Origin of the sequence: Streptomyces roseofulvus (genome assembly GCF_039534915.1) — a bacterium.
GTDB classification, from domain to species: domain Bacteria; phylum Actinomycetota; class Actinomycetes; order Streptomycetales; family Streptomycetaceae; genus Streptomyces; species Streptomyces roseofulvus.
This window is the reverse complement of record NZ_BAAAWE010000001.1, coordinates 1,926,795-1,952,786: the sequence shown is the minus strand read 5'-3', so window position 1 is coordinate 1,952,786 and position 25,992 is coordinate 1,926,795. Positions and strand designations below refer to the sequence as shown.

Annotated in this window: 27 protein-coding genes; 18 read left to right on the top strand and 9 right to left on the bottom strand. The window is 74.7% G+C overall.

Features of this window, described 5'->3' with window-relative positions; genetic code table 11:
• Nucleotides 1–325 precede the first annotated feature (325 nt).
• The 9 genes from ABFY03_RS09000 to ABFY03_RS08960 all read left to right on the top strand — a co-directional run bounded on the left by ABFY03_RS09000 (nt 326) and on the right by ABFY03_RS08960 (nt 8,548).
• Nucleotides 326–1,369, top strand: a complete 1,044-nt coding sequence (locus ABFY03_RS09000; RefSeq protein WP_226651714.1) for a ParA family protein — start codon at nt 326–328, stop codon at nt 1,367–1,369.
• A complete protein-coding gene (locus tag ABFY03_RS08995; protein ID WP_319010907.1) occupies nt 1,366–1,872 on the top strand; it encodes a hypothetical protein in 507 nt (168 codons plus the stop codon). Before ABFY03_RS09000 ends, ABFY03_RS08995 begins: the two co-directional genes overlap by 4 nt.
• 47 nt (nt 1,873–1,919) lie before the next feature.
• On the top strand, nt 1,920–2,966 hold the full coding sequence (locus tag ABFY03_RS08990) for a segregation and condensation protein A (RefSeq protein ID WP_346169648.1): 1,047 nt from the start codon (nt 1,920–1,922) through the stop codon (nt 2,964–2,966).
• On the top strand, nt 2,963–3,565 hold the full coding sequence (gene scpB, locus ABFY03_RS08985) for an SMC-Scp complex subunit ScpB (protein ID WP_031007747.1): 603 nt from the start codon (nt 2,963–2,965) through the stop codon (nt 3,563–3,565). The genes ABFY03_RS08990 and scpB overlap by 4 nt, the downstream gene beginning before the upstream one ends.
• On the top strand, nt 3,565–4,692 hold the full coding sequence (locus ABFY03_RS08980) for a pseudouridine synthase (RefSeq protein ID WP_319010909.1): 1,128 nt from the start codon (nt 3,565–3,567) through the stop codon (nt 4,690–4,692). The genes scpB and ABFY03_RS08980 overlap by 1 nt, the downstream gene beginning before the upstream one ends.
• Before the next feature lie 308 nt (nt 4,693–5,000).
• Nucleotides 5,001–6,032: an AAA family ATPase gene (locus tag ABFY03_RS08975; RefSeq protein ID WP_346169647.1), complete on the top strand. Its 1,032-nt coding sequence runs from the start codon at nt 5,001–5,003 to the stop codon at nt 6,030–6,032.
• Complete coding sequence (locus ABFY03_RS08970) at nt 6,029–6,757, top strand: NUDIX hydrolase (RefSeq protein WP_319010911.1); 729 nt, start codon at nt 6,029–6,031, stop codon at nt 6,755–6,757. The genes ABFY03_RS08975 and ABFY03_RS08970 overlap by 4 nt, the downstream gene beginning before the upstream one ends.
• Nucleotides 6,754–7,758: an ADP-ribosylglycohydrolase family protein gene (locus ABFY03_RS08965; RefSeq protein ID WP_319010912.1), complete on the top strand. Its 1,005-nt coding sequence runs from the start codon at nt 6,754–6,756 to the stop codon at nt 7,756–7,758. The genes ABFY03_RS08970 and ABFY03_RS08965 overlap by 4 nt, the downstream gene beginning before the upstream one ends.
• Nucleotides 7,759–7,783: 25 nt before the next feature.
• Entirely contained in the window at nt 7,784–8,548 is a 765-nt protein-coding gene (locus ABFY03_RS08960; protein ID WP_319010913.1) for a nucleotidyltransferase domain-containing protein, read from the top strand.
• Here the strand turns inward: ABFY03_RS08960 and ABFY03_RS08955 are convergent.
• From ABFY03_RS08955 to ABFY03_RS08945, 3 genes are read right to left on the bottom strand one after another with little or no spacing between them, the layout of a single operon-like run.
• Nucleotides 8,545–9,252 (bottom strand): nucleotidyltransferase domain-containing protein, encoded by a 708-nt coding sequence (locus ABFY03_RS08955; RefSeq protein ID WP_346172221.1) that lies wholly within the window; start codon nt 9,250–9,252, stop codon nt 8,545–8,547. The two genes, ABFY03_RS08960 and ABFY03_RS08955, sit on opposite strands and share 4 nt — an antisense overlap.
• Before the next feature lie 25 nt (nt 9,253–9,277).
• On the bottom strand, nt 9,278–9,736 hold the full coding sequence (locus ABFY03_RS08950) for a Rieske (2Fe-2S) protein (protein ID WP_319010914.1): 459 nt from the start codon (nt 9,734–9,736) through the stop codon (nt 9,278–9,280).
• Between the two features lie 55 nt (nt 9,737–9,791).
• Nucleotides 9,792–10,127 carry a DUF952 domain-containing protein gene (locus tag ABFY03_RS08945; RefSeq protein WP_319010915.1) on the bottom strand — a complete coding sequence of 112 codons (336 nt, stop codon included), beginning with the start codon at nt 10,125–10,127 and terminating at the stop codon, nt 9,792–9,794.
• Nucleotides 10,128–10,250: 123 nt separating this feature from the next.
• On the opposite strand from ABFY03_RS08945, the gene ABFY03_RS08940 reads away from it, so the two are divergent.
• From ABFY03_RS08940 to der, 5 genes are all read left to right on the top strand, one after another.
• Nucleotides 10,251–10,694 carry a YidB family protein gene (locus ABFY03_RS08940; protein ID WP_346169646.1) on the top strand — a complete coding sequence of 148 codons (444 nt, stop codon included), beginning with the start codon at nt 10,251–10,253 and terminating at the stop codon, nt 10,692–10,694.
• A gap of 155 nt (nt 10,695–10,849) precedes the next feature.
• Entirely contained in the window at nt 10,850–11,938 is a 1,089-nt protein-coding gene (locus tag ABFY03_RS08935; RefSeq protein WP_346169645.1) for a prephenate dehydrogenase, read from the top strand.
• Between the two features lie 159 nt (nt 11,939–12,097).
• The gene (gene cmk, locus ABFY03_RS08930) at nt 12,098–12,763 is read left to right on the top strand and encodes a (d)CMP kinase (protein ID WP_428838188.1); all 666 of its coding nucleotides are present in this window, start codon (nt 12,098–12,100) and stop codon (nt 12,761–12,763) included.
• Nucleotides 12,760–13,404: a lysophospholipid acyltransferase family protein gene (locus ABFY03_RS08925; RefSeq protein ID WP_346169644.1), complete on the top strand. Its 645-nt coding sequence runs from the start codon at nt 12,760–12,762 to the stop codon at nt 13,402–13,404. The genes cmk and ABFY03_RS08925 overlap by 4 nt, the downstream gene beginning before the upstream one ends.
• 77 nt (nt 13,405–13,481) lie before the next feature.
• A complete protein-coding gene (der, locus tag ABFY03_RS08920; RefSeq protein ID WP_319010920.1) occupies nt 13,482–14,930 on the top strand; it encodes a ribosome biogenesis GTPase Der in 1,449 nt (482 codons plus the stop codon).
• A 67-nt stretch (nt 14,931–14,997) separates the two neighbouring features.
• Here der and ABFY03_RS08915 read toward each other — a convergent pair whose 3' ends face one another.
• Together ABFY03_RS08915 and ABFY03_RS08910 are read right to left on the bottom strand one after the other, a co-directional pair.
• Nucleotides 14,998–15,282: a hypothetical protein gene (locus ABFY03_RS08915; protein WP_319010921.1), complete on the bottom strand. Its 285-nt coding sequence runs from the start codon at nt 15,280–15,282 to the stop codon at nt 14,998–15,000.
• A 179-nt stretch (nt 15,283–15,461) separates the two neighbouring features.
• Complete coding sequence (locus tag ABFY03_RS08910; protein ID WP_319010922.1) at nt 15,462–16,244, bottom strand: hypothetical protein; 783 nt, start codon at nt 16,242–16,244, stop codon at nt 15,462–15,464.
• A gap of 526 nt (nt 16,245–16,770) precedes the next feature.
• On the opposite strand from ABFY03_RS08910, the gene ABFY03_RS37905 reads away from it, so the two are divergent.
• A complete protein-coding gene (locus ABFY03_RS37905; protein ID WP_386723701.1) occupies nt 16,771–17,238 on the top strand; it encodes a transglycosylase family protein in 468 nt (155 codons plus the stop codon).
• A gap of 3 nt (nt 17,239–17,241) precedes the next feature.
• Here ABFY03_RS37905 and ABFY03_RS08900 read toward each other — a convergent pair whose 3' ends face one another.
• Genes ABFY03_RS08900 through ABFY03_RS08890 form a run of 3 tightly spaced genes read right to left on the bottom strand, consistent with a single transcriptional unit; the run spans nt 17,242 to nt 20,935 of the window.
• Nucleotides 17,242–17,904, bottom strand: coding sequence for an ATP-binding cassette domain-containing protein (locus tag ABFY03_RS08900; protein ID WP_346169642.1), 663 nt, complete (start codon nt 17,902–17,904; stop codon nt 17,242–17,244).
• Nucleotides 17,901–20,537 carry an ABC transporter permease subunit gene (locus ABFY03_RS08895; RefSeq protein ID WP_346169641.1) on the bottom strand — a complete coding sequence of 879 codons (2,637 nt, stop codon included), beginning with the start codon at nt 20,535–20,537 and terminating at the stop codon, nt 17,901–17,903. The genes ABFY03_RS08900 and ABFY03_RS08895 overlap by 4 nt, the downstream gene beginning before the upstream one ends.
• Nucleotides 20,525–20,935 carry a hypothetical protein gene (locus ABFY03_RS08890; protein WP_346169640.1) on the bottom strand — a complete coding sequence of 137 codons (411 nt, stop codon included), beginning with the start codon at nt 20,933–20,935 and terminating at the stop codon, nt 20,525–20,527. Before ABFY03_RS08890 ends, ABFY03_RS08895 begins: the two co-directional genes overlap by 13 nt.
• A 133-nt stretch (nt 20,936–21,068) precedes the next feature.
• Here ABFY03_RS08890 and ABFY03_RS08885 point away from each other — a divergent pair, with 133 nt between their 5' ends.
• The 3 genes from ABFY03_RS08885 (at nt 21,069) to ABFY03_RS08875 (ending at nt 24,223) form a co-directional block, all read left to right on the top strand.
• Nucleotides 21,069–21,584: an MTB12 C-terminal domain-containing protein gene (locus tag ABFY03_RS08885; RefSeq protein ID WP_319010927.1), complete on the top strand. Its 516-nt coding sequence runs from the start codon at nt 21,069–21,071 to the stop codon at nt 21,582–21,584.
• Entirely contained in the window at nt 21,562–22,875 is a 1,314-nt protein-coding gene (locus ABFY03_RS08880; RefSeq protein ID WP_346169639.1) for an ABC transporter substrate-binding protein, read from the top strand. Before ABFY03_RS08885 ends, ABFY03_RS08880 begins: the two co-directional genes overlap by 23 nt.
• Before the next feature lie 64 nt (nt 22,876–22,939).
• A complete protein-coding gene (locus ABFY03_RS08875; protein WP_346169638.1) occupies nt 22,940–24,223 on the top strand; it encodes a glycosyltransferase in 1,284 nt (427 codons plus the stop codon).
• 9 nt (nt 24,224–24,232) lie between these two features.
• Here the strand turns inward: ABFY03_RS08875 and ctaD are convergent, their stop codons facing one another.
• Nucleotides 24,233–25,921: an aa3-type cytochrome oxidase subunit I gene (gene ctaD, locus ABFY03_RS08870; RefSeq protein WP_346169637.1), complete on the bottom strand. Its 1,689-nt coding sequence runs from the start codon at nt 25,919–25,921 to the stop codon at nt 24,233–24,235.
• Nucleotides 25,922–25,992: the final 71 nt, after the last annotated feature.

Genomic DNA, 25,992 nt, shown 5'->3' with positions numbered 1-25,992 from the left:
GTCAACTCGCCTCGAACGTAACCCTTTAACCGTTTCGCACACCCCTGAAACGTGTGGATGCGTGGCTGCGCGCCCTTGACAGAGGCGTGTTCGGTTGCCGACACAACGGGCCGGGTCCGGGCGATTGTGTTGCTGCGGACCGGTGACACGCCATAGAGTCGCCAACCGTCGGCATGGTGCCACGCTGACCTATCGATAAATGTTCCTGGTCACATCCAAGGAGGTAAGACGACTTGTGAATGAGTCGACATTTACTCCCGGGAGCGGTGCGCCAGGTGCCCCGGTCGGCTCCGTCGCGGTGCGGACCTTCGCGACGCACCAGCCCATGACGACAACCCACACGCTGAAGACGATGGACGGCCTACACGTGAACGCCACGGCCGGCAACGAGATGGGCCGAGAGTCCACCCACTTCGCCGCCTACGACGAGCTGCCCGAGGGGCACTTCTACGACCCCGACGCCGAGTACGAGCCCGACCCCGAGTACGCGGCCACCCTCGCGCCCGACGCTGCCCGCCAGCGCCGCGAGCGGATCGGCCCGACCGGACGGCCGCTGCCGTACTTCCCGATCCCGGGCCCGCTGACCGACCACGGACCCGCCAAGATCATCGCGATGTGCAACCAGAAGGGCGGCGTCGGCAAGACCACGTCGACCATCAACCTGGGCGCCGCGCTCGCCGAGTACGGACGGCGGGTGCTGCTCGTCGACTTCGACCCGCAGGGCGCCCTGTCGGTCGGCCTCGGCGTGAACCCGATGGAGCTCGACCTCACCGTCTACAACCTGCTCATGGAGCGGGGCATGTCGGCGGACGAGGTGCTGCTCAAGACGGCGGTCCCCAACATGGACCTGCTGCCGAGCAACATCGACCTCTCCGCCGCCGAGGTGCAGCTGGTCTCCGAGGTCGCCCGCGAGTCGACGCTCCAGCGCGCCCTCAAGCCGCTGATGAACGACTACGACTACATCGTGATCGACTGTCAGCCCTCGCTCGGCCTGCTGACCGTGAACGCCCTGACGGCGGCTCACAAGGTCATCGTGCCGCTGGAATGCGAGTTCTTCGCGCTGCGCGGTGTCGCCCTGCTGACCGAGACCATCGAGAAGGTTCAGGAGCGGCTCAACCCCGAGCTGGAGCTCGACGGCATCCTCGCCACCATGTACGACTCCCGGACCGTGCACTCCCGTGAGGTGCTCGCGCGCGTCGTCGAGGCCTTCGACGACCACGTCTACCACACGGTGATCGGCCGGACGGTGCGCTTCCCGGAGACCACGGTCGCCGGCGAGCCCATCACCACGTACGCCTCCAACTCCGTGGGCGCCGCCGCCTACCGCCAGCTCGCCAGGGAGGTGCTCGCCCGGTGTCACGCCGAGTGAGTCTGCCCGGAGCCGACGAACTCTTCCGTACGACCGGGGGGATGGCGCTGCAGTCGTCGTCGCCCCGCCGAACCGTTCCCGCTCCGGCGGGTGAGAGCGACACGGCCGCCGGAGCGGACAGCGGTGCCGCCGCCGGTTCCGCCGAGCACGCGGCGGCCGGTGCGGAGGCGGCCGAGCCGCGCGCCCGGGAGAACGACACGGTCCCCGCGCAGCAGCCCGCCGCCGCGAAGCCGGCCGCGCAGGCGGCCGCCCCCGCGCGGCGCCGGGGCCGGACCACCAACCGGCGGCCCAGCGGGCGGGAGCGTCACGACGAGAAGATCACGGTCTACGTCTCCGCCGAGGAGCTGATGGACCTGGAGCACGCGCGGCTCGTGCTGCGCGGCGAGCACGGCCTCGCCGTCGACCGCGGGCGGATCGTCCGCGAGGCGGTCGCCGTGGTCCTGGCGGACCTGGAGTCGCGCGGCGACGCGAGCATCCTCGTCCGCCGTCTGCGCGGCCGCTGACGGTAGCCTGCGGGCGGCCCCGCCCCCGCACTCCTGGAACCGCCCCGATGCACCCGCACGCCGACGAAACGTCCCGCCCACCGCGCCGCCGCGCGCTGGGACGGGGCGGCGGGCTGCCGTCCGGCGGCGACGGGACCGCCCCGACCCCGGGACCCGCGACCGGCCCGGCCGGCGCCCCCGACCCCGTACCGACACCGCAGACCCCCGCCCTCCCGCGCGAGCCGTCCGCCGAAGCCGAGCCCGAGGCCACGCCCGAGCACGGCCCCGCGCGCGAGGAGGCCGCCGACGGTGGGGCGGATGCCGGGGACGGGCGGTTCACCGTGCGGCTGGCCAACTTCGAGGGGCCGTTCGATCTGCTGCTGCAGCTGATCACCAAGCACAAGCTGGACGTCACCGAGGTCGCCCTCTCGCAGGTCACGGACGAGTTCATGGCCCACATCAGGGCGCTGGGGCCGGACGGGGACCTCGACCAGACCACCGAGTTCCTGGTCGTCGCCGCCACCCTGCTCGACCTCAAGGCCGCCCGGCTGCTGCCCGCCGCCGAGGTGGAGGACGAGGCCGACCTCGCCCTCCTGGAGGCCCGCGACCTGCTCTTCGCCCGGCTCCTCCAGTACCGCGCGTACAAGCGGATCGCCGAGATCTTCGCCGACCGCTGGGAGTCGGAGGGGCGGCGCCGCCCCCGGACCGTCGGCCTGGAGCCGCACCACGCCGAGCTGCTGCCCGAGGTCGTCATCTCGATCGGCGCCGAGGGCTTCGCGCGGCTCGCCGTGAAGGCCCTGCAGCCGAAGGCCGCGCCGCAGGTGTACGTGGACCACATCCACGCCCCGCTGGTCAGCGTCCAGGAACAGGCCCGCCTCGTCGCCGCCCTGCTGCGCGAGCGCGGCACCGCCCAGTTCCGGGAGCTGGTCGAGGACGCCGGGGACACCCTCACCGTCGTCGCCCGCTTCCTCGCCCTCCTGGAGCTGTACCGGGAGAAGGCCGTCGCCCTCGACCAGCAGGACCCGCTCGGCGACCTCACCGTCTCCTGGACCGGCGGGGACGGCGAGACCCGCGTCACGGCAGAGTTCGACCAGGAAGCACCGGAGCCCGCATGAGCGACCTCAAGCCCGCCCTCGAAGCCGTCCTCATGGTGGTCGACGAACCCGCCACCGAGGCCCACCTCGCCAAGGTCCTCGACCGCACCCCGCGCGAGGTCGCCGACGCCCTCCACGAGCTGGCCGACGAGTACACCGCCGACGGCCGCGGCTTCGAGCTGCGCCGGGTCGCCGGCGGCTGGCGCTACTACACCCGCCCCGCCCATGCCGCCGCCGTCGAGGCGTTCGTCCTGGACGGCCAGCAGGCCCGGCTGACCCAGGCCGCGCTGGAGACCCTGGCGGTCGTCGCGTACCGCCAGCCGGTCAGCCGTTCCCGGGTCTCCGCGGTCCGCGGGGTCAACTGCGACGGCGTGATGCGGACGCTCCTCCAGCGGGGTCTGGTGGAGGAGGCGGGCGCGGAACCCGAAACAGGTGCGATCCTGTACAGGACGACGAACTACTTCCTGGAGCGGATGGGCCTGCGCGGCCTGGACGAGCTCCCGGAGCTCGCGCCCTTCCTCCCCGAGGCGGACGCGGTCGAACCGGACTCCCTGGAAGGCGTTCCGTCGTTCGATCCCGACAGGGACGGACCAGCGGACGAAGAGACGACGGAAGTTTGATGCGAAGCAGCAGCGGCAGGAACAGCGGAAACAACGGCGGGAGCCGTGGTGCCAAGAGCGGCGGCCGCGGCAACAACTACCGGGGCGCGGGCAACAACCGCGACGAGCGCGGCCAGAGCGCCGGCCGCCCCCGGAAGACCCGCCCCGAGGAGCGCTCGTACGACGTGAGCATGCCCTCCGACGGCGCCAAGGGCAGCCCCCGCAAGGGCCGTGGCGACGCCGCCCGCGGTGGCGCCAAGGGCGGACCCAAGCAGTCCCCGAAGCAGTCCTCCGGGCAGCGGTGGGGCGGCGGCCGCACGGCCCCGGCGCGCTCGCGCGAGTACGAGGCCAGGGCCGAGGAGCGCAACCGCGAGCGGTACGCGAACAAGCCCGAGGTCAAGACCCCCAAGACCTTCCCGGGCGCCGAGCAGGAGGGCGAGCGGCTGCAGAAGGTGCTGGCCCGGGCCGGCTACGGCTCGCGCCGAGCCTGCGAGGAGCTGATCGAGCAGGCCCGCGTCGAGGTCAACGGCGAGATCGTCCTGGAGCAGGGCCTCCGGGTGAAGGACAGCGACGAGATCCGGGTCGACGGCCTGACCGTCGCCACCCAGTCGTACCAGTTCTTCGCCCTGAACAAGCCGGCCGGCGTCGTCTCCACCATGGAGGACCCGGACGGCCGCCAGTGCCTGGGCGACTACGTCACCAACCGCGAGACCCGGCTCTTCCACGTCGGCCGGCTCGACACCGAGACCGAGGGCATCATCCTGCTCACCAACCACGGCGAGCTGGCCCACCGTCTCACCCACCCCAAGTACGGCGTGAAGAAGACCTACCTGGCCGCCATCACCGGCCCGCTGCCCCGCGAGGTCGGCAAGCGGCTCAAGGACGGCATCCAGCTGGAGGACGGCTACGCCCGCGCCGACCACTTCCGCGTGGTCGAGCAGACCGGCAAGAACTACCTGGTCGAGGTCGTGCTGCACGAGGGCCGCAAGCACATCGTGCGCCGGATGCTCGCCGAGGCGGGCTTCCCGGTGGAGAAGCTGGTCCGCACCGCCTTCGGCCCGATCACCCTGGGCGACCAGAAGTCGGGCTGGCTGCGCCGGCTGTCCAACACCGAGGTCGGCATGCTGATGAAGGAAGTCGGCCTGTAGGCCCCTCCTTCCGGCAGCCAGAGGCCCGTGCCCCGCGCATCCGCGCGGGGCACGGGCCTCTTCGCGTGTCCGGCCCGGTGTTCCGGCGCCCGTCAGGCCGCGTCAGGCCGCGTCAGGCCTCGTCCGGCCTTGTGTGCGGAGCCGCCGTCTTTTATAGTCATAGTGACTCTTAAGGAGCCGGGCATGCACAGCCTCTTCACCGTCCTCGCCGCACACGGCACACGGACCTGGACCCACGGGGGTGGACCAGGGACGCCGTCGGCGGCGGGGGCGGTGGGGACCCTCCCGCGCACCCGGGAGGCGACCGCATGAGCACGCGCCACGGCCACGGCCTCGTCCCCGGCCGGTTCTGCCCGCCGCACGCCGGCCACCACGACCTCGTCCGCACCGCCCTCGGCCGCTGCGCGCGCGTCACCGTCCTCGTCACCGGCACCGCCGCCGACCCGCTGCCCCTCGCGGACCGGGTCGACTGGCTGCGCGAGGTCCACCCCGAGGCCCTCGTCGTCGGCGCCGACGCGGAGGACGGCCTCCCGGCAGCCGTCGAGGCCGCCGTCCGCGAACCCGTCGACGCCGTCTTCACGTCGGCGCCGTACGGGGACGAGCTCGCCCGCCGCCTCGGCGCCGCCTCGGTGCGCGTCGACCCCGGGCGCCGTACCCACCCCGTCACCGGCGCCGCCGTCCGCGCCGACCCGGCCGCCCACTGGGAGCTGCTGGCCGCGCCCGTCCGGGCCGCGCTCACCCGCCGGGTCGTCGTCCTCGGCGCCGAGCGCAGCGGCGTCACCACCCTCGCCCGCGCCCTCGCCGCCCACTACCGGCGGCGCGGCGGCGTCTGGGCGCGCACCCGGTACGTCCCCGACGCGGGGAGCGCGTACGCGGCGCGCAGACTCGCCGAGCTGCGGGCCGACCGCCCCAACGCCGGCCCGGCCGACGCCCTCCTCCGCTCCGCCGACTTCCCCGTCATCGCCCAGGACCAGGCCGAGCGCGAGGAGGAGGCCGCCCGTGCCGGGTCCCCGCTGCTCGTCTGCGACACCGACGCCTTCGCCGCCACGATCCGGCACGAGCGGCTTCTCGGCACCGCCAGCCCCGGCACCGGCGCCGTCGCCGCCCGCGGCCGGCACCACCTCTGGCTGCTCACCGACCACCGGGGCGTCGACCCCGTCGACCCCGCCGGCTCCGGCGACGACGGCCTGCGGGCCTGGACCACCGCACGGCTCCTCGCGCAGCTGACCCACAGCGGGCGCCGCACCGTCGTCGTCACCGGCCCCCACGAGGAACGCCTCGCCACCGCCGTCGCCGCCGTCGACGCACTCCTCGCCGAACCCCTCCTGGAGCGCCGATGAACATTCCCGAGGGGTACGACCCCCGGGCCTTCGAGCCCTTCGCCGTCACCGTCGACCTCGCCGTCCTCACGGTCCGGTCCGGCCGGCTGCACGTCCTCCTCGTCCAGCGCGGCCAGGAGCCGTACGCCGGCACCTGGGCGCTCCCCGGCGGCTTCGTGCTGCCCCGCGAGTCCGCCGGCGCCGCCGCCCGCCGCGAACTCGCCGAGGAGACCGGACTCTCCGACGCCACCGTCGCCGGACTCCACCTCGAACAGCTCCGCACCTACACCGAACCCGACCGCGACCCCCGGATGCGGGTCGTCTCGGTCGCCTACACGGCGCTCGTCCCCGACCCGCCCGAACCGCGCGGCGGCGGCGACGCGGCGGAGGCCCGGTGGTTGCCCTACGACGAGGTCCCGGCGCTCGCCTTCGACCACGACCGCATCCTCGCCGACGCCCGCGAACGCGTCGGCGCCAAGCTGGAGTACACCTGCCTCGCCACCGCCTTCTGCCCGCCCGAGTTCACCCTCGGCGAGCTGCGGCAGGTGTACGAGACGGTCTGGGGCGTCCCGCTGGACCGCCCCAACTTCCGGCGCAAGGTCCTCACCACGCCCGGCTTCGTCGAGGCCGTGGAAGGACCGCCGCGCCGCACCGGCGGACGGGGGAAACCGGCCGCGCTCTACCGGGCGGGAGAGGCCACGGCCCTCCACCCGCCACTGCTCCGACCGGAAGGACGATCCGCATGAACAAGCAGGCCGCGACGGGGACGCTGATGGGGCTGGCGCTCGGTGACGCGCTGGGCCGCCGCACGGAGTTCATCGACACGCCGATGATCACCACTTACTACGGGCCCTGGCGCGAGCTGGCGCTCCCCGACGACGGGAAGATCACCGACGACACCCAGATGACGCTCGCGTTCGCCCGGGGCATCCGGACCGCCATGGAACGCGGGCCGCTCGCCCCGCTCCGGCTCGCCCGGCCGGTCCGGGACGAGTACGTCGACTGGTACCACTCCCCGGAGAACAACCGCGCCCCCGGCAACACCTGCCTGCGCGCCTGCATGCTCCTCGACAGCGACCGGGCCTGGCAGGACGCCAGCCAGATCCACTCCAAGGGCTGCGGCGCCAACATGCGGGTCGCGCCCATCGGGCTCGTCCCCGGGCTGAGCGAGGAGCAGCGGGCCGGCGCCGCCCAGCTCCAGGCCGCGCTCACCCACGGGCATCCGACCGGGCTGGCCGCCTCCGACCTCACCGCGCGGGCCGTGTGGCTGCTCGCCCAGGGGGTCGACCCCGCCGGACTCGTCGGGCAGCTGCGCTCGTACGCCTACGAGAACCGCGACCGGTACCAGGAGCGCTGGCTCGGCGACCTGTGGACCCGCTCCCAGGACCCCAGCGCCCTGCACTTCGTCCGGCGCGGCTGGGACGAGTGCCTCGCCGTCCTGGAGCGCCTCGACGCCGTGCAGCGCACCGCCGACCCGGAGCTCGACCCCTGTACGTACACGGGCGACGGCTGGATCGCGGAGGAGGCGCTCGCCACCGGGCTGCTCTGCTTCCTGCTCTTCCCCGGCGAGCCGCTGACCGCCCTGCGCCGGGCCGCCTGCACCCGCGGCGACTCCGACTCGATCGCCGCCCTCGCCGGGGCCTTCGCCGGGGCGCACCTCGGTGCGGACGCCTGGCCGGCGGAGTGGACCGCGCGGATCGAGCACCGGGACGAGCTGCTGGAACTCGGTGCCCTCTGGGACGCGTGATCGAATTCTGGGAGGCTTCGGTCCCATGACGCTGACCCTCGAGGCCCACGAGGCCGACCTGACCGCCGTCGTCGCGGACGAGCCGGACCCGCTGCTCTTCGCCACCGTCTCCGGCGCCCACCTGTACGGCTTCCCCTCCCACGACTCCGACGTGGACCTGCGGGGCGTCCACCTGCTCCCGGCGGCGGCGCTGGTCGGGCTGCGCGAGCCCGAGGAGACCCGGGACCGGACGTGGGACCGGGACGGCGTCGAGATGGACCTCGTCACGCACGACCTGCGGAAGTTCGCCCGGCTGATGCTGCGCCGCAACGGCTACGTCCTGGAGCAGCTCACGTCGCCCCTGGTCGTGCACACCACCCCGGTCCACGCCGAGCTGACCGCCCTCGTGCCCGGCGTCCTCACCAGCCACCACGCCCACCACTACCGGGGCTTCGCCGCGACCCAGTGGCGGCTCTTCGAGAAGAGCGGTGAGCTGAAGCCGCTGCTCTACACCTACCGGGCGCTGCTCACCGGCATCCACCTGATGCGCTCCGGCGAGGTGCAGGCCCATCTGCCGACGCTGACCGGAGAGGTGCCGGAGGCCCCGGCGCGGATCGCCGGACTGGTCGCCGCGAAGTCGGCAGCCGAGCACGGCGCCGCCGACGTCGTGAGGGAGGAGGTGCGGGCCGAGGTGGAGGCCCTGCACGGCGTCCTCGACGCGGCCCAGGCGGCCTCGGACCTCCCGGACGCGGTGCGGGCCGGGGACGCCCTCCACGACCTCGTCGTCCGGGCCCGGCTGGCCGCCCTCTAGAACTCCGGGGGCTCCGGGAACTCCTGGAGGGCCGAGGCGCGGCGGGCCCGCACCAGGAAGTCCTGCACGCGCGCGTGGTCCGGGGCCGGCGGGAGCGGGGACGCGGCGAGCGCGTCGTCGGCCTCGTCCTGGAGGCGGTTCATCCAGGACTCGACCTCCGGCCAGCCGAGCTCGCCGCGCTTGACCGCGAGCAGCCGCTCGCGGTCCCCGCCCACGTCGATCCGCAGCTCGCCGGTGCGGAGCAGGTCACGGCAGCTGATCAGCAGCCGCAGCAGGTGCGTCGCGTGCTTCCAGCGCGGATGCCCGTACTGGCGGACGTCCGCCTCCAGCTTGCGGCGCTGGCCGCCGGCGTACCGCACGAAGGTGCCGTGGGCCTGGCGGGAGAGGAAGGCTCCGCGCAGCCCGAGCAGCTCGGTGCCCACCTCGGTGGTGTGGGTGACGAGCGGGGAGTGGAGGCACTCCAGGACGTTGGGGTTGTTGCGCAGGGCCAGCTCGCAGAAGCGTTCCAGCTCCCAGCTGAACTGTTCCGGGGCGGGGCCCTCCACATGCGCCGGGGGCTTGTCGAAGCGCCAGAAGAGCGGCGTCGGGGCGAGGTAGACGCCCCGCAGGTCGGTGTCGCTGTCCTCGGTCGCCAGGCCGAAGGCGCGCGAGCCCATCACGCACGCGTAGACGGTGTGCTCGCGCACCAGCGCCTCGGGGGTCATGTCCATGGCGGTCATGGCGGTCAGGCTACGCGAGGGTGATCGTCTCCCCGGAGACGGTGATCCGCTCGGCGGGCAGCGGCCGCGGGGCCGGCCCGGCGGTCACCGCCCCGTCGGCGATGGCGTACTTCGAACCGTGGCAGGGGCAGTCGATCGTGCCGTCGGCCACCTTGTTCACCAGACAGCCCTGGTGGGTGCAGACGGCCGAGAACGCCCTGAACTCGCCCTCCGTGGGCTGTGTCACGACCACCTTGCGGTCCGCGAAGACCGTGCCGCCGCCCACCGGGATCTCGGAGGTGCTCGCCAGCGGGGTGCCGGCCGGGGCGCTGCCCGTCCCGGCCGGAGTCGTGGCGGGCGCGCCGGACTCCGTGCCGCCGTCGCCCCCTTCACCGCCGTCCGAGCCGCAGGCCGTGGCCGCCGCCGCGGTCGCCGTCGTCAGAGCGGCGGCCATCAGGACCGCGCGGCGGGGTGTCGTCCGTGAAGTCATACGGCCCAGCTTCGCCCGGTGCGCCGCGTCGCCCCCGCAACACGCCGGGCCCCGCCTACGCCCAGGGCACCAACTCCCTCGCACGGCCGTCCGCGTCCCGCAGCACCTCCAGGACCGCGGTCACGGCGGCGCGCTCGACCGGCCCGTACACATGGGGGAAGAGCCGGTCCTCCGAACCCTCCCAGCGGACCTCCCCGGAGAGCAGGGACTCGTCGATCACCAGCACGAGGAGCGGGCCCGGCACGTCCCGGTAGTGGGCGTCGGCGATCGCCAGCGCCGCCTGCCCGTCCGGCGAGCAGTGCACGAAGCCCTCGGCGGCGAGCGACGGCGGGGCGTAGGGGAGGCCCGGGTCCGCGGACCACTCGTCCAGGGGCACCACATGGAGCAGCATCCGCCCTTTCTACCCGGTCGCCGGTCCGCGCCCACTCCCGGTGGCGGAATGTGCCCCTATGGGTGAGATTGAGGACGATTCCAGCGGGTCCTCACCCGGACCACCCGGACGAAAGGCAGAACCATGGCGGGCAACGATCTCGGCGGTCTCCTCGGCTCCCTGCTCGGCGGGGGAGGCGGCCAGGGCGGCGGGGGCGCCGGCGGCATCCTGGGCTCCCTCCTCGGAGCCCTCGCGGGCGGCCAGGGCGGCGCGCCCGGCGCCGGCGGAGCCGGGGGCCAGAACCCGCTCGGCGGGCTCCTCGACCTGCTCACCAGGTCCGGCCTCGCCGAACAGGCCCAGTCCTGGATCGGCACCGGCGAGAACAAGCCCGTCGACGGCACCCAGATCGCCGAGGCGCTCCCCGACGAGACCCTCCGGAAGGTCGCCCAGGAGTCCGGGGTCACCCCCCAGCAGGCCGCCGACGAGATCGCGCGGTCGCTGCCGGAGGCCGTCGACAAACTGACGCCGGGCGGATCGCTGCCGCAGGGCGGCTCCCTGGAGGACATCATCCGGGCCCAGAAGCTCTGAGCGGTGTACGCGGCTCCCGCCGCCGTACGCGCGCGTGCGCCCGCCCCGCGTCATGACGACCCGTGTCATGTCTCGCTGGGCGGGCGCACGCGCGGGTGCCGACGGCGGCTGACTAGGCTGGGCCCTTACCGCCCCGCGCCCCAAGGACATCCCCCGTGAGAACTGCCCTCGTCATCGGAACCGGACTGATCGGCACCTCCGCCGCACTCGCCCTCGCCGGCCGGGGCGTCACGGTCCACCTGCGCGACCACGACCCGGCGAGCGCCCGGACCGCCGCCTCGCTCGGCGCGGGCACCGACACGGAACCCGAGGGCCGGGTGGACCTCGCGATCGTCGCCGTACCCCCGGCGCACGTCGCCGCCACCCTCGCCGAGGCCATGCGCGCCGGGGCCGCCCGCGGCTACCTCGACGTCGCCAGCGTCAAGGGCGGACCGCAGCGCGAGCTGGCGGCGATGGGCCTCGACCTCACCGCGTACATCGGCAGCCACCCGATGTCCGGCAAGGAGCGCTCGGGCCCGCTCGCCGCCACCGCCGACCTCTTCGAGGGCCGGCCCTGGGTGCTCACCCCGACCCGCGACACCGACACCGAGGTCCTCAACCTGGCCCTCGAACTCGTCGCGCTCTGCCGGGCCGTGCCCGTCGTCATGGACGCCGACGCGCACGACCGCGCGGTCGCGCTCGTCTCCCACACCCCCCAGCTGGTCTCCTCGATGGTCGCGGCCCGCCTGGAGGAGGCGGAGGAGTCGGCCGTACGGCTCTGCGGGCAGGGCATCCGGGACGTCACGCGGATCGCCGCGTCCGACCCGCGCATGTGGATCGAGATCCTCTCCGCCAACCCCGGACCGGTCGCCGACGTCCTCTCCGGCGTCGCCGCCGACCTCGACGAGACCGTCCGCGCCCTGCGCGCGCTCCAGTCCGCGGACGAGGAGAAGCGGCGCGACGGCGCGACCGGCGTCGAGGACGTGCTGCGGCGCGGCAACGCGGGCCGGGCCCGGGTTCCCGGCAAGCACGGCGCCGCGCCCACGGCGTACGAGACGGTCGCGGTGCTCATCAGCGACCGGCCGGGGGAGCTGGCCCGCATCTTCGCGGACGCGGGGCGGGCCGGGGTCAACATCGAGGACGTGCGCATCGAGCACGCGACCGGGCAGCAGGCGGGCCTGGTCCAGCTGATGGTCGACCCCCAGGCGGCCCCGGCCCTCGCCCAGTCCCTCCAGTCCCAGGGCTGGTCCCTCCGCACCGCCTGACCCCGTCGGCGCGCGGCGGGGCGCCGGGCCGCCCCGCCGGGGGAGGGGTCGGGGGACGTTGGGCCGGACGGGTGTGGGGGACTCGGTAACCTTAGAGGAGTCCCGGACTGCCGCCGGGGCCGCCGCCCACCCAGGAAGGTCCCCCTCACCGTGGAATCCGTGATCGTCGCCATCGACGGCCCCTCCGGCACGGGCAAGTCGAGCACCTCGAAGGCGGTCGCCGCCAAGCTGGGGCTGAGCTACCTGGACACCGGTGCCCAGTACCGGGCGATCACCTGGTGGATGATCAGCAACGGTGTGGACGTGACCGACGCCGACGCCGTCGCCTCCGCCGCCGGCAAGCCCGTCATCGTCTCCGGCACCGACCCGTCCCGCCCGACCATCACGGTCGACGGCGCCGACGCCTCCGGCCCGATCCGGACCGAGGAGGTCACCTCCAAGGTCAGCGCGGTCAGCGCCGTCCCCGAGGTCCGCGCGCTCATCACCGAGCTGCAGCGGACCATCGCCCGCACGGCCGAGCAGGGCATCGTCGTCGAGGGCCGGGACATCGGCACCACCGTCCTCCCCGACGCCGACCTCAAGATCTTCCTCACCGCCTCGCCCGAGGCCCGTGCCGCCCGCCGCTCCGGCGAGCTCAAGGGCGCCGACGTGCGGGCCACCCAGGAGGCCCTGGTCAAGCGGGACGCGGCGGACTCCAGCCGCAAGACCTCCCCGCTCGCCAAGGCCGGCGACGCCGTCGAGGTCGACACCACCGAGCTCACCCTCGACCAGGTCATCGAGTGCGTCGTCACCCTGGTGGAGGAGAAGCGGGCGGGCGCCAAGTGACCCAGCCCTCCGCGCAGGGGGCCGCCGTCGGCCGGCGCATCGGCATCGGGCTGATGTACGGCTTCTGGAAGCCGCGCGTGCTCGGCGCCTGGCGGGTGCCGGCCTCCGGTCCCGTCATCCTCGCCGTCAACCACGCGCACAACATCGACGGCCCCATGCTCATGGGCACCGCCCCGCGCCCCGTGCACTTCCTCATCAAGAAGGAGGCGTTCGTCGGGCCGCTGGGCGGCTTCCTGGAGGGCATCGGGCAGCTCAAGGTCGACCGCGACTCCACCGACCGGAAGGCGATCGGCGACGCGCTCGGCGTGCTGGAGCGGGGCGGGGTCCTCGGGATCTTCCCGGAGGGCACCCGCGGCGAGGGCGACTTCGCCTCGCTCCGCGCCGGTCTCGCCTACTTCGCCGTCCGCTCCGGCGCCCCGATCGTGCCGGTCGCGGTGCTGGGCAGCACCGAGCGGCCCGGACGGCTCGTGAAGGGGCTGCCGGCCCTCCGCAGCCGGGTGGACGTCGTCTTCGGGGAGCCCTTCGAGGCGGGCGACGGCAGCGGGCGGCGTACCCGCAAGGCGCTGGACGAGGCCACGCTCCGGATCCAGGAGCACCTCACCGACCACCTGAAAAACGCCAGGCGCCTCACCGGGCGCTGAGCGACACTCTCAGTAGTGGGCCCCACGGCTCCCGCCGCCGGATCCCACCGACCACGAATGATCAAGGAACGGACTTCATGAACGACCAGCACGACCACGGGGCACTTGGCGACGCCGAGTACGCGGAGTTCATGGAGCTCGCCGCGGAAGAAGGCTTCGACATCGAGGACGTCGAGGAGGCGATCGAGGAGGCCGGCCACGGCCCGCTCCCCGTCCTCGCCGTCGTCGGCCGTCCGAACGTCGGCAAGTCGACCCTGGTGAACCGCATCATCGGCCGCCGCGAGGCCGTCGTCGAGGACCGGCCGGGCGTCACCCGCGACCGCGTCACCTACGAGGCCGAGTGGGCCGGCCGCCGCTTCAAGGTCGTCGACACCGGCGGCTGGGAGCAGGACGTCCTCGGCATCGACGCCTCCGTCGCCACCCAGGCCGAGTACGCCATCGAGGCCGCCGACGCCTGCCTCTTCGTCGTGGACGCCACCGTGGGCGCCACCGACACCGACGAGGCCGTCGTCAAACTGCTCCGCCGCGCCGGCAAGCCGGTCGTGCTGGCCGCCAACAAGGTCGACGGCCAGTCCGGCGAGGCCGACGCGGCCATGCTCTGGTCGCTGGGCCTCGGCGAGCCGTTCCCGGTCTCCTCACTGCACGGCCGGGGCACCGGCGACCTCCTCGACGAGGTGCTGCGGAAGCTGCCCGAGGCCCCCGAGCAGACCTTCGGCAAGGCCGTCGGCGGCCCCCGCCGCATCGCCCTCATCGGCCGCCCCAACGTCGGCAAGTCCTCCCTGCTCAACAAGGTCGCCGGCGAGGACCGCGTGGTCGTCAACGAGCTGGCCGGCACCACCCGCGACCCGGTCGACGAGCTGATCGAGCTGGGTGGCCGGACCTGGAAGTTCGTCGACACCGCCGGCATCCGCAAGAAGGTGCACCTCCAGGCCGGCGCCGACTACTACGCCTCCCTCCGCACGGCCGCCGCCGTCGAGAAGGCCGAGGTCGCGGTCATCCTCATCGACACCACCGACCAGATCTCGGTCCAGGACCAGCGGATCATCACGATGGCCGTCGAGTCCGGCCGCGCCATCGTCATCGCCTACAACAAGTGGGACGAGCTCGACGAGGAGCGCCGCTACTACCTGGAGCGCGAGATCGAGACCGAGATGCAGCAGGTCTCCTGGGCGCCGCGGGTCAACGTCTCCGCGAAGACCGGCCGCCACATGGAGAAGCTGGTCCCGGCGATCGAGACCGCCCTCGCCGGCTGGGAGACCCGCGTCCCCACCGGCCGCCTCAACGCCTTCCTCGGCGAGCTCGTCGCCGCCCACCCGCACCCGATCCGCGGCGGCAAGCAGCCCCGCATCCTCTTCGGCACCCAGGCCGGCACCAAGCCCCCGCGCTTCGTGCTCTTCGCCTCGGGCTTCCTGGAGGCCGGCTACCGCCGCTTCATCGAGCGCCGGCTGCGCGAGGAGTTCGGCTTCGAGGGCACCCCGATCCACATCTCGGTGCGCGTCCGCGAGAAGCGCGGCAAGAAGAAGTAGGCGCGCCCCGCACACGGCCGAGGGCCGGAGTCGTACCGTACGACTCCGGCCCTCGGCCGTTTCCCGTTCAGACGCCTCTGCGCGGCCCCGGCGGCAGCGCCGCCTGCGGGGGATGGTGCTGCGCCGACCAGGCCGGCGGATACGCCGTGTGCTGGTGGGCGTGGAGCCCCGAGAAGCCCGAGAAGCCCGAGAGCCCCGTGCTCAGCGCCGTGCCGAAGGCCCGGAACGCCAGCTCCTCCTCGCCGCTGCGGTCACCCGGAAGCGTGCGGAACGACCGGCGGTACTCCGAGTACAGGGCATCGAAGATCGGCGTCGCCGAGTATCCGGCCGGGACGTCCTGCGCCGGGCGCATGCCGGGGATCGGACTCGGATACGGCTGGGGGAATGGGTCGTATGCGTGCACGTAGGTGCCAACGACCCCGCCGACCGTCGGATGCGGGCGGCTCTCCGAAAGAGGGGCCCGCCGCGGACGCGGCACGGTCGGGACCCCTCGCGGACGCACCGGCCCTATCCCCGGACGCCCGTCGTCCATCAGGTACCGGCCAGCGGCATCGCGGCGGCGACCAGGCGCCCGTTCACCGCGGCCTTCTCCAGGGCGTCCCGCAGCAGGTCCTCGCGCGGCTGCTGGCCGATCGAGCCGACCGGCGCCGCGAAGACCAGCACCGTGTGCGACTTGTTGGCCGCCGCGCGCCAGCCCTCGGTGACCTGGAGCGGCTGGTGGGCCTGCCACCAGGCGGTCTGGCCCGCGCCGCCGGGGCCGGGCTGGAGCACCGAGTGCAGCTGGCCCATGGCGACCAGGACCGACCAGCCGGGCAGCGCGGCCGGCGTGGTGTTCAGGTCGGCGACCGGGTGGAAGCCCTGCTCGGTGAGGAGCGACAGGAACTCGTCGGTGAGCCGGTCGGAACCGGGCCGGGCGACCGGCGCGGTCGGTTCCACGACCAGCGCCGGGTGCAGTTCGCCGTCGATCAGGACCAGACCGCTGGTGACGCCGAGCACGGCCTGCTCGGGGTGGGCGGCCGTGAGCGCGTCGGCGGCGTCGGCGGCCGTGATGGAGGCGACGGCGCCCTGGAGCTGGTCCTCGGCGACCCGGACGACCTGCGACGGGATGCAGCTGGCGTGGGCGAACGCGAGGACGGCGGTCTCCTCGCCGACGAACAGCACCGTGCTGGTGCGCTCCTGCTCGGAGTCGCCCGGCGTGCGGCAGGAGGTGCAGTCGTAGTTGCCCGGGGCGTTGTCGCCGGCGAGCAGCCGGTCGGCTTCTTCGTCGCCGATCTCGGCGCGTACGTCCTCGCTGACGTCGAGCATGCGCGGCACGGGGGGCTCCCTGGAGTCGGTACGGACGGACCCCGGGCCTTTCCCGGGCGTCTCATGCCGAGTTCAACGGGTCAGGCGCGGGCGGGGTCACGCGCGGAAGGCGGGCAACTTGCCAGTGGCGCGTGCGGAGGGGCGGCCGGGCGGCGGACGGCGCCGCGTGACTCCGACCGGGTGGCAAGTGAACAGTGTTCCGCGCGGCACGGGCCCGGACCGCCGGAGCCCGACCTAGCCTGCGGCGATGTCGATGATCCGATTTTGGACAGCCGGCTCGCTCGCGGCGGCCTCCGCCGCGGCGCTGCTCGCGCTCCACCAGGCGCCCGCCGCCACGGCCGCGCCCGGCGACGACGGGCCCGGCAGCGCCGGGGCGCCCGGGGCCCCCGCCGTACCGGCGCTGCCGGACGCGGCCGGGACCGCCGCCGAGTCCGGTCTCACGGCCGCCGCCGACGCGCTCGCCGCCGCCGCGGCGGCCGTGGAGGCGGCGAAGGGCGGCACGCCCGGCGCGGCCCCCGGCGGCGGCACCGGCGCCATGCCCCCGCCGCCGGTGGCGGGACCGGCGGGCGTGCCCGCGTACGCCTGCGCCAAGGACCAGTGGCCGTGGGGCTGCGTCGCCGAGTGCGAGAGCAGCGGGCGCTGGGACGTCAACACCGGCAACGGCTACTACGGCGGGCTCCAGTTCTGGCAGCCCACCTGGATCGAGTTCGGCGGCCTGAAGTTCGCCCGCCGCGCCGACCTGGCCACCCGCCAGCAGCAGATCACCGTCGCCGAGGACGTCCTGCGCGTGCAGGGCTGGGGCGCCTGGCCCGTCTGCTCCAAGCGGTACGGGCTCAGCGGCCGCGTCCACACCGTGCAGGCCGGCGACACCCTCGGCTCCATCGCCCGCCGCTTCGGCGTCAAGGGCGGCTGGCAGCGCCTGTACGAGGCCAACAAGGACGTCATCGGCCCGGACCCGAACCGGCTGTACATCGGCACCATGCTGCGGATCGCGCCGCTCTGAGCCTCAGCGGGCGCGCCGCTCCGCCGCCTCGCCGCTGAACACGCGGGCGCCGCGGCGGAGCTCGTGCACCAGGGTGCCGGGCGGCAGGCCGTCCGGCACCCGCTGCTCGGCCAGCACCACGGCGGCGCCGTCCCGCACGGCGAGCGCCGCGAGCAGCCCGTACGTGTCGGCCGCGACCTCCGGAGCCATGCCCAGGACCGGCTCGTCCACCAGCACCACCCGGGCCGGCCGCAGCAGCGCCCGGGAGACCGCCAGCATCCGGCGCTCCCCGCCGGACAGCGTCCCCGCCGTCCGGGACAGCAGCGGAACGAGCGCGGGATACGGGGGCGGGGCGCCGTCCGGGGCGCCGTCCGGCCGCGCCAGGGCCAGGTTCTCGGCGACCGTCAGGCCCTCGTAGACCGCGCCCCGGTCCGGTACGAAGCAGAGGCCGCGGCGGGAGCGGTCGTGCGGCGGCAGCGCGGTCACGTCCTCGCCGCGCCACAGGACCCGGCCCGCCGCGAGCCGCACCGTGCCGGCGAGCGCGCGCAGCGCCGTGCTGCGGCCGGCGCCGTTCCGGCCCGTCAGAACGGTCACCGTGCCCGCCGGGACCGGCAGGTCCAGGCCGTGCAGGGCCTCCAGGGGGCCGTAGCGGACCCGGGCGCCGCGCAGCTCCATCTCCACGCTCATGGACCGAGCCGCCCGCCCTCCATCGTGCGGACGGTGCGGGCCACGGCCGCGACGAGGTCCCGGTCGTGCTCCACCACCAGGACGGTCAGGCCGTCGGCGGCGAGCGCGGCCAGCAGCCGGGACAGCGCCTCCGTCTCGCCCGCGTCCAGGCCGGCGGCCGGCTCGTCCAGGAGCAGCGTGTGCGGGCGGCCCGCCAGCGCCCGGGCCAGCTCGACCCGGCGCAGCACGCCGGTCGGCAGGTCGGCGGCGGGCAGCGCCCGCACGGGGCCGGCCAGGCCGGTCAGGAGCAGGGCTCGCTCGGTCGCGGCGGCGGGGCGGGGGGCGTGGTCGGCGCCCACGCGGACGTTCTCCTCCACGGAGAGGGACGGGAAGACGGCCGGCCGCTGGAACGTCCGGGCGACGCCGCGCCGGGCCCGGGCGTGCGCGGGCCGGCCGGTGATGTCCTCGCCGTCCAGCAGGACCCGGCCGCGGCGGGGGCGCCGCGCGCCGGCCAGGCAGTCGAAGAGGGTGCTCTTCCCGGCCCCGTTCGGCCCGACCACGGCGGTGACCTGGGCGGCCGGCAGCACGATCCCGACCCCGCGGAGGGCCGTCACCCCACCGCGGTGCGCGAACCACAGCCCCTCGGCACGGAGCCGCGCGGGCGCGTGGGCGCGCGGGCCGGGCGCGGTTCCTCCGGTGGGGGGTGGGGCGCCGCCGGCGGCAGAGGGGCCGCGGGGGGTGTCCCGGCCTTCGGCCGGGGTGATGAGCCCACCCGCTCCACCCGTGACGGCGGGTGGGCCGGGTGCGGGTCTCCTCGTGGGTGGTGTCGCACCGTCGACGGTCGGCGGGCCGTGGGGGGCTCCCCGGCCTTCGGTCGGGCGGGGAGGTGCGGGCGGCGGCGTGAGGAGGGTCGTCAGGGGTGGGAGGCGGGGGGTCCGGGTGGCCAGGAGGCCGATGAGGACGGCCGCGGCGCCTGCCGGGCCCGCGGTGTCCAGGGCGAGGAGGAGGGGGGCCGCCAGGAGGGGGGTGAGGAGGCGGTCCGCGCCCAGGGTCACCACCGCGGCGAACCAGAGGAGGCCGCGGAGCGGGTCGTATGCCGTCGGGTCGAAGGCCTCGGTGGCCATGGCGAGGAGGCCGCCGCCCAGCGCCGCCAGGGCCGCGGCCAGCGTGAAGGCGAGGAGCTTCAGGCGGGTCGCCGCGACCCCCGCCGCCTCCGCGGCCGGCTCGTGGTCGCGGAGGGCCGCCAGCGCGCGGCCGGTGCGGCCCCGGCGGAGGCCCGCGACCAGGAGCAGGGCGGCCGTGAGGAGGAGGAGTTCCAGGACGTAGTAGGCGCGGTCCGTCGTGAAGGGCGCCGGGCGGGCCGGGGGCGGGAGGCCCGCCGTGGCGTACGGCTGGGCGAGGACGAAACGGCTCACCGCCACGCCGACCGCGAGGGTGGCCAGCGCCAGGGCGAGGCCGTGGCGGCGGATCGCCGGGCCGGCGGTCAGCAGCCCCGCCGCGCCGGTCAGCGGCACCGCGAGGGCCAGCGCCGCCAGGGGCGGCAGCCCGGCCGCCGACAGCAGGGCGGTGAAGAGGGCGCCGAGGCCCGCGTACGCCGCCTGGCCCAGGGCGATCTGGCCCGCCCGGCCGGTGACCACGACCAGCGAGAGGAGGACGATCGCCAGGGCCGGGACCCGTACCGCCGTGCGCAGGTCGGGGCCGGCGACGGCCAGGGGGAGGAGCAGACAGCCGGCGGCGAGCGCCCACACGGCCGGCGGGGTGCGGCCCGCGCGCGGCGCCGGCGGCAGCACGTCGTGCCCCCGGCCGCCGATGCCCGGCAGCACCAGCGCGGCGACCAGCAGCGCGATCACGAACAGGTTCGCTCCCACCGCCCGGACCAGCGGCTCCGCCCAGCCCTCGGGGTGGAAGCGGGTCAGCTGGGCCTGGGTCACCCCGATGAGCAGCGCCGCCCCGACCGCGACCGGCAGCGACCGCATCCGGGCGATGACCGCGACCGCCATCACCTCCACCACCAGCAGCGGCAGCCCGTACGGGTCGAGCCGGACGTACGGGGCGAGGAGCACGCCCGTGAGACCGGCGGTGCACGCGCCGAACGCCCAGCCGGCCGCCGCGATCCGGTCCGCGTCCACCCCGGCGAGGACCGCGAGCCGCCGGTTGTCGACCACGGCCCGCAGCTCCCGCCCGAAGCGGGTCCACCGGGTCACCGCCGTCACCAGGCAGGCCACCGCCGCCACCGCGGCGAGCTGGAGCCACGGGTCGTCGCCGAGCAGCACCGGCGCGTCGTCGCGGGCCCCCGGCCCCCAGAGCAGGACCGCCGCGCCGACCAGGAGGACGAAGACGCCGGTCGAGGCGACCAGGGCGCGGGCCGGGTCGGTGCCCGAGCGGGCCAGCGGGCGGAACACGGCCCGGTCGAGGAGGAGGCCGAGGGCGGGGGCGACGGCCAGGAGGGTGACCAGGGCGGCCGGCCACAGCGGCCACCCCCACACGACCACCAGCTGACGGAAGACGTACGCGCAGACCATGGCCTCCGCGCCGTGCGCCAGGTTCAGCACCCCGGTCGCCCGGTGGGTGACGATCAGGCCGATGCCGGTGAGCGCCGCCGCGCTGCCGACCGCGAGGCCGGCCAGCGTCAGCTCGTACGTCAGCGAGGCCACGGCTCACACACCGGGCAGGGGGCGAGTCCGGGGTCCCCGGCGGCGGGCACCGCGTCCGGCCGGTCCGCCACCAGCGGGCAGTCCGGGCGGTGCGCCAGCGTGCCGCCGGGGACGCGCAGCGGCGGGCCGCCGGAGGAGGGCGGGGGAGGGAGCGCCGTGTCCGGGACCGGCTCCGGACCGCCCTCGGCGGGCGGAGGTCCGGCCAGGACCGCCGCCGCGACCAGCACCGCGCCCGCCACGAGGAGCGCCGCGCCCGGCACCGTGCAGGAGGCCAGATAGGGCAGCTGGCGTTCGGCGAAGCGCTCGCCCGAGATCCCGTACCAGCCGAGGACGCACAGCACCGCGCCCCCGGCGGCGGCCGCCAGACCGCCCCACAGCAGGAACCGCGCCGTCGGCACGAGGGGCCTCCCTCGCCACGCTCCTTCGGTCCTTTCCTCGACTATGCCCCGTATTCTTGCGCTCCGCCCCGTATCGTCCGACCCTGGAACCAGCAGGCCGTACGGCCCGCGCGCACATCCGGTGGTGAGCCCGATGGTTCTCAGGCGACGAGCGGCCGCCCTCGCGGCCGCGGCGGTGCTCCTCCTCACCCCGGCCGTCGCGGCCTGCTCGGACGACGAACCCGCGACCGGCAACCAGGTCACCTCCACCGCGCCGCCCGGCATGACGGCCCGGCCGTCCGACGCCGGGGAACCGGACGACCCGGCCGCCGCCAGGGCGGAGATCACCCGGAACTGGACGGCCTTCTTCGACGCCGACACCCCGGCCGCCGAGCGGGTGAAGCTCCTGGAGAACGGCGAGGAGATGAAGGACGTCCTCGCCGCCTTCGCCGGCAACCCGCAGGCCGCCGCGACCACCGCGAAGGTCACCGGCGTCGCGTTCACCTCCGCGAGCGGCGCCGACGTCACCTACGACCTGCTCGTCGGCGGCAACCCGCTGCTCCCCGACTCCCGGGGCACCTCGGTGCTCCAGGACGACACCTGGAAGGTCTCCGTGAAGACCCTGTGCGGCCTGGTGAAGCTCAGCGGTGTCACCGTCGACGGCTGCTGAGGCGGTCGCGGCGCGGCTCCCGGCCCTGCTGCTCGTCCTCCTCCTCGCCCTCCTCGCGGGCTGCGGCAGCCGGCTCCCGGAACGCGCCTTCGAGACGCGGCCCACCGCCCACCCCTCCGGCGGTGAGCCGCTCCGCGTCGGCATCATCACCAGCGCCACCAGCCCCGTCGGCGGCGCGGCCCTCACCGGCCCGCGCGACGGCGCCCTCGCCTGGTTCGACGCCCTGAACGCCGCCGGCGGCCTCGACGGGCGCCGGATCGAGGTCGAGACCTGCGACGACGGCGGCAGCGGCGTCGGCAACACCGCCTGCGTCCACGAACTCGTCGACGAGCGGAAGGTCTTCGCCCTCGTCGCCACCACCGCCCTCGACTACGCCGGCGCCCCGCTCGTCGCCCGCGCCGGGGTGCCCGACATCGGCGGCCAGCCCCTCACCCCCGCCTACGAGACCCACCCCCACCTCTACTCCCTGTACGGCAGCTCCGCCCCACGCACCGGCGCCGCGCCCGGCTGGGACGGCACCCTGTACGGCGGGACCGAGGTCTACCGGTGGTTCGCGCGCGAACGCGGGGCGCGGACCGCAGCCGTCGTCGCGTACGACCAGCCCGCCTCCGCCGCCTACGCCCGGCTCGTCGAGCGCGGGCTGCGGGCCGAGGGGTACCGGGTGGTGACCGAACGCGTCGACTTCGTCCTGCCCGACTTCCGGGCCGTCGCCGCCGATCTGCGCGAGCGCCGGGTGGACCTGGTGTTCGACGCGCTGGACGGGCACGGCAACACCCGGCTGTGCGAGGCGATGGAGGCGCTCGGCGTCCGGGTCGACGCCAAGGTGACGAACGTCCAGAACTGGTCCTCCGCCGTGCCCCGCGCCTACGCCCGCGCGCCCGGCTGCCGCGCATCCCTCTGGGTGACCGGGTCCAGCCGCAACTACGACGACACCGGGCACCCGGCGGTCCGCGCCTTCCGGGACGCCATGGGGGAGCGGGAGCTGTCCCAGTGGCAGCTGGAGGGCTGGGCGGCCGCCATGTGGTTCACCGACGCGGCCCGCTCCTGTCTGGCCCGCACCGACCGGGGCGGACTCACCCGGACGTGCGTCGAGGCGTATCTGGAACGCCCCGAGCCGTACACCGCCCGGGGGCTGCTGCTGCCCGTCCGCTTGGAGCACCTGGAGCGGCCGCCCGCCCTGCGCGAGACCTGCCTCTCGGTGGCCCGCTGGCGGGACGGGCGCGGCTGGGAGAGCCAGGGCGAGATGACCCGGAACTGCGCCACCGTCCCCCAGCTCGGTTACCGGCCGTGAGGAGAGGGGCCGCCGGAGCAGTACAGTCGCCACGACCGACCAACTGACCGGGGGGAACCGGCAGATGCGCATCTCCTTCCTGCTCCACAACGGCTACCACTACGGCGGCACGATCCGGACCACCTTCACCCTCGCCGAACAACTGGCGGAACGTCACGAGGTGGAGATCGTCTCGGTGTTCCGCCACCGCGACCGCCCCCGCCTCGGCCTCCCGGCTGGAGTGACCCTCCGTCACCTCGTCGACCTGCGGGCGGACGGGCCGGACTACGACGGCGACCACCCCGACTTCCACCGCCCCGCCCGGGTCTTCCCGCGCGGCGACGGACGCTGGAAGCAGTACAGCGCGCTGACCGACGCGCGGATCGGGGAGCACCTGCGCGGGGTGGAGGCCGACGTCCTCGTCGGCACCCGGCCGGGGCTCAACGTCCACCTGGCCCGGCAGGCCGGACCCGGGCCCGTGCTGGTCGCCCAGGAGCACCTGATCCTCGACGGGCACAGCCGCCGGCTGCGCCGGGACATCGCCCACGAGTACGCGCTGCTCGACCTCGTCACCACCGTCACCGAGGCCGACGCCCGCGCCTACCGGCGGCTCCGGCTGCCGGCCTCCGTCCGGGTCGAGGCCGTGCCCAACAGCGTGCCCGCGCCCGCCGTCCCGCCCGCCGACCCGTCCGCCCGGGTGGTCGTCGCGGCCGGCCGGCTCACCCGGGTGAAGCGGTACGACGTCCTCGTCGACGCCTTCGCCGAGGTCGCCGCCGACCACCCGGACTGGAGCCTGCGGATCTACGGCAGCGGGGACGCCGTGCAGGACCTGCGGGGCCCGCTGGCCCGGCAGATCGAGGCCCGCGGGCTCGGCGGGCAGGTCCGGCTGATGGGCCAGGTCCATCCCATGGAGCCGGAGTGGGCGAAGGGCTCCATCGCGGCCGTGACCTCCGAACGGGAGGCGTTCGGCATGACGATCGTGGAGGCCATGCGGTGCGGGCTGCCGGTGGTCGCCGCCGACTGTCCGCACGGGCCGCGCGAGATCGTCGAGGACGGGGTGGACGGGCGGCTCGTCCCCGTAGGGGACCCCGGCGCGGTCGCCCGGGCGCTGCGCGAGCTGATGGACGACGAGGAGCTGCGGGCCAAGGCCGGCCGGGCGGCCCTCGCGGCGGCGGAGCGCTTCGACCCCGCGCGGATCGCCGCACGCCACGAGGAGCTGTGGACCGGGCTGCTGGCCCGTGGCGCGACCCGCCGCGGCCACTCCCCGGCGGCCGTCGCCCGGCACGCCTGGACGGGCCGCGCGATCGACGCCGCGTACACCGCCAAGGCCGCGGCGGGCCGCACCCTGCGCCGCCTCGGCCTGCGCTGACGACAGGGGCTACGGGAGTTCCCGCCGGGCCGGCCGCGGGCCGGTGAGGCGGATCCGCTCGTAGTCGGCGAACTCCGGGTGGTGCAGGTCGAAGGCCGGGGACTCGGAGCGGATCCGGGGCACCTCCAGGAAGTTGTGCCGCGGCGGCGGGCAGGAGGTCGCCCACTCCAGGGAGCGTCCGTAGCCCCACGGGTCCGCCACGTCCACCCGCGGCGCGTGCCGCCAGGTCCGCCACACGTTGTACAGGAACGGCAGGGTGGAGATCCCCAGCAGGAAGGCGCCGACCGACGAGAGGCTGTTGAGCGCGCTGAAGCCGTCGGCGGCCAGGTAGTCGGCGTACCGCCGGGGCATGCCCTCCGCGCCGAGCCAGTGCTGGACGAGGAAGGTCAGGTGGAAGCCCGTGAAGAGGGTCCAGAAGTGGATCTTGCCGAGCCGTTCGTCGAGCAGCTTGCCGGTGAACTTCGGCCACCAGAAGTGGAAGCCGGCGAAGGTCGCGAAGACGACCGTGCCGAAGACCGTGTAGTGGAAGTGGGCGACGACGAAGTACGAGTCGGTGACGTGGAAGTCCATCGGCGGCGAGGCCAGGATCACCCCGGTCAGCCCGCCGAAGAGGAAGGACACCAGGAAGCCGGTCGCCCACAGCATCGGGGTCTCGAAGGAGAGCGAGCCCCGCAGCATGGTCCCCGTCCAGTTGAAGAACTTCACCCCGGTCGGCACCGCGATCAGGAACGAGAGGAAGGAGAAGAACGGCAGCAGCACCGCCCCGGTCGCGAACATGTGGTGCGCCCAGACCACCACCGACAGCCCGGTGATCGTCATGGTGGCGGCGACCAGGCTCAGGTATCCGAAGATCGGCTTGCGGGCGAAGACCGGGATGATCTCGCTGATGATGCCGAAGAACGGCAGGGCGATGATGTAGACCTCGGGGTGCCCGAAGAACCAGAAGAGGTGCTGCCAGAGCAGCGCCCCGCCGTTGCCGGGGGCGAAGACCAGCGCCCCGAAGCGCCGGTCGCCCTCCAGGCAGAGCAGCGCCGCCGCGAGCACGGGGAAGGCGACGAGCACCAGGATCGTGGTGAAGAGGACGTTCCAGGTGAAGATCGGCATCCGGAACATGGTCATGCCGGGGGCCCGCATCCCGATGATGGTGGCGAGGAGGTTCACCGAGGCGAGGATCGTGCCGAAGCCGGAGAGGGCCAGCCCCATGATCCACAGGTCGGGGCCGATCCCGGGGGAGCGTTCGGCGCTGTTGAGCGGCGCGTAGGCGGTCCAGCCGAAGTCGGGCGGGCCCTCCGGGGTGAGGAAGGATCCCACCACCATCAGCCCGCCGAGCAGGAACAGCCAGTACGAGAACATGTTGAGGCGCGGGAAGGCGACGTCGGGCGCGCCGATCTGGAGGGGCACCAGCTCGTTGGCGAAGCCCGCGAAGGTCGGGGTGGCGAAGAGCAGCAGCATGATCGTGCCGTGCTGGGTGAACGCCTGGTTGAACTGCTCGTTCGAGAGGAACTGGAGGCCCGGGCGGGCCAGCTCCGCCCGCATCGCCATCGCCAGCAGCCCGCCGAAGAGGAAGAAGACGAACGACGTCGCCAGATAGAGGTGACCGATCTTCTTGTGGTCGGTGGTGGTCAGCCAGTCGACCAGGATCCGGCCATGCCGCTGCCGTGCCGATTCGGCCGTGGTGGTCGCCGTCCCGGTGCTCATCGGCCCAGAGTAAGCAGTTTGTAAGGGAACCGTGAGGGAGCCGCGCGCGAGCCTCCGCATATTTCGCCGGT

Excerpts from the sequence above, each read along its gene's own strand:
- ABFY03_RS08990 (WP_346169648.1), top strand. The coding sequence starts at position 1,920 with ATGCACCCGCACGCCGACGAAACGTCCCGCCCACCGCGCCGCCGCGCG.
- ABFY03_RS08980 (WP_319010909.1), top strand. The coding sequence starts at position 3,565 with ATGCGAAGCAGCAGCGGCAGGAACAGCGGAAACAACGGCGGGAGCCGT.
- ABFY03_RS08940 (WP_346169646.1), top strand. The coding sequence starts at position 10,251 with ATGGCGGGCAACGATCTCGGCGGTCTCCTCGGCTCCCTGCTCGGCGGG.
- ctaD (WP_346169637.1), bottom strand. The coding sequence starts at position 25,921 with ATGAGCACCGGGACGGCGACCACCACGGCCGAATCGGCACGGCAGCGG.
- ABFY03_RS08875 (WP_346169638.1), top strand. The coding sequence starts at position 22,940 with ATGCGCATCTCCTTCCTGCTCCACAACGGCTACCACTACGGCGGCACG.
- ABFY03_RS08960 (WP_319010913.1), top strand. The coding sequence starts at position 7,784 with ATGACGCTGACCCTCGAGGCCCACGAGGCCGACCTGACCGCCGTCGTC.
- ABFY03_RS08915 (WP_319010921.1), bottom strand. The coding sequence starts at position 15,282 with ATGCGCCCGGCGCAGGACGTCCCGGCCGGATACTCGGCGACGCCGATC.
- ABFY03_RS08955 (WP_346172221.1), bottom strand. The coding sequence starts at position 9,252 with ATGACCCCCGAGGCGCTGGTGCGCGAGCACACCGTCTACGCGTGCGTG.
- ABFY03_RS08900 (WP_346169642.1), bottom strand. The coding sequence starts at position 17,904 with ATGAGCGTGGAGATGGAGCTGCGCGGCGCCCGGGTCCGCTACGGCCCC.
- ABFY03_RS08975 (WP_346169647.1), top strand. The coding sequence starts at position 5,001 with ATGAGCACGCGCCACGGCCACGGCCTCGTCCCCGGCCGGTTCTGCCCG.
- ABFY03_RS08945 (WP_319010915.1), bottom strand. The coding sequence starts at position 10,127 with ATGCTGCTCCATGTGGTGCCCCTGGACGAGTGGTCCGCGGACCCGGGC.
- ABFY03_RS08950 (WP_319010914.1), bottom strand. The coding sequence starts at position 9,736 with ATGACTTCACGGACGACACCCCGCCGCGCGGTCCTGATGGCCGCCGCT.
- scpB (WP_031007747.1), top strand. The coding sequence starts at position 2,963 with ATGAGCGACCTCAAGCCCGCCCTCGAAGCCGTCCTCATGGTGGTCGAC.
- ABFY03_RS09000 (WP_226651714.1), top strand. The coding sequence starts at position 326 with ATGACGACAACCCACACGCTGAAGACGATGGACGGCCTACACGTGAAC.
- der (WP_319010920.1), top strand. The coding sequence starts at position 13,482 with ATGAACGACCAGCACGACCACGGGGCACTTGGCGACGCCGAGTACGCG.
- ABFY03_RS08885 (WP_319010927.1), top strand. The coding sequence starts at position 21,069 with ATGGTTCTCAGGCGACGAGCGGCCGCCCTCGCGGCCGCGGCGGTGCTC.
- ABFY03_RS08970 (WP_319010911.1), top strand. The coding sequence starts at position 6,029 with ATGAACATTCCCGAGGGGTACGACCCCCGGGCCTTCGAGCCCTTCGCC.
- ABFY03_RS08965 (WP_319010912.1), top strand. The coding sequence starts at position 6,754 with ATGAACAAGCAGGCCGCGACGGGGACGCTGATGGGGCTGGCGCTCGGT.
- ABFY03_RS37905 (WP_386723701.1), top strand. The coding sequence starts at position 16,771 with ATGCCCCCGCCGCCGGTGGCGGGACCGGCGGGCGTGCCCGCGTACGCC.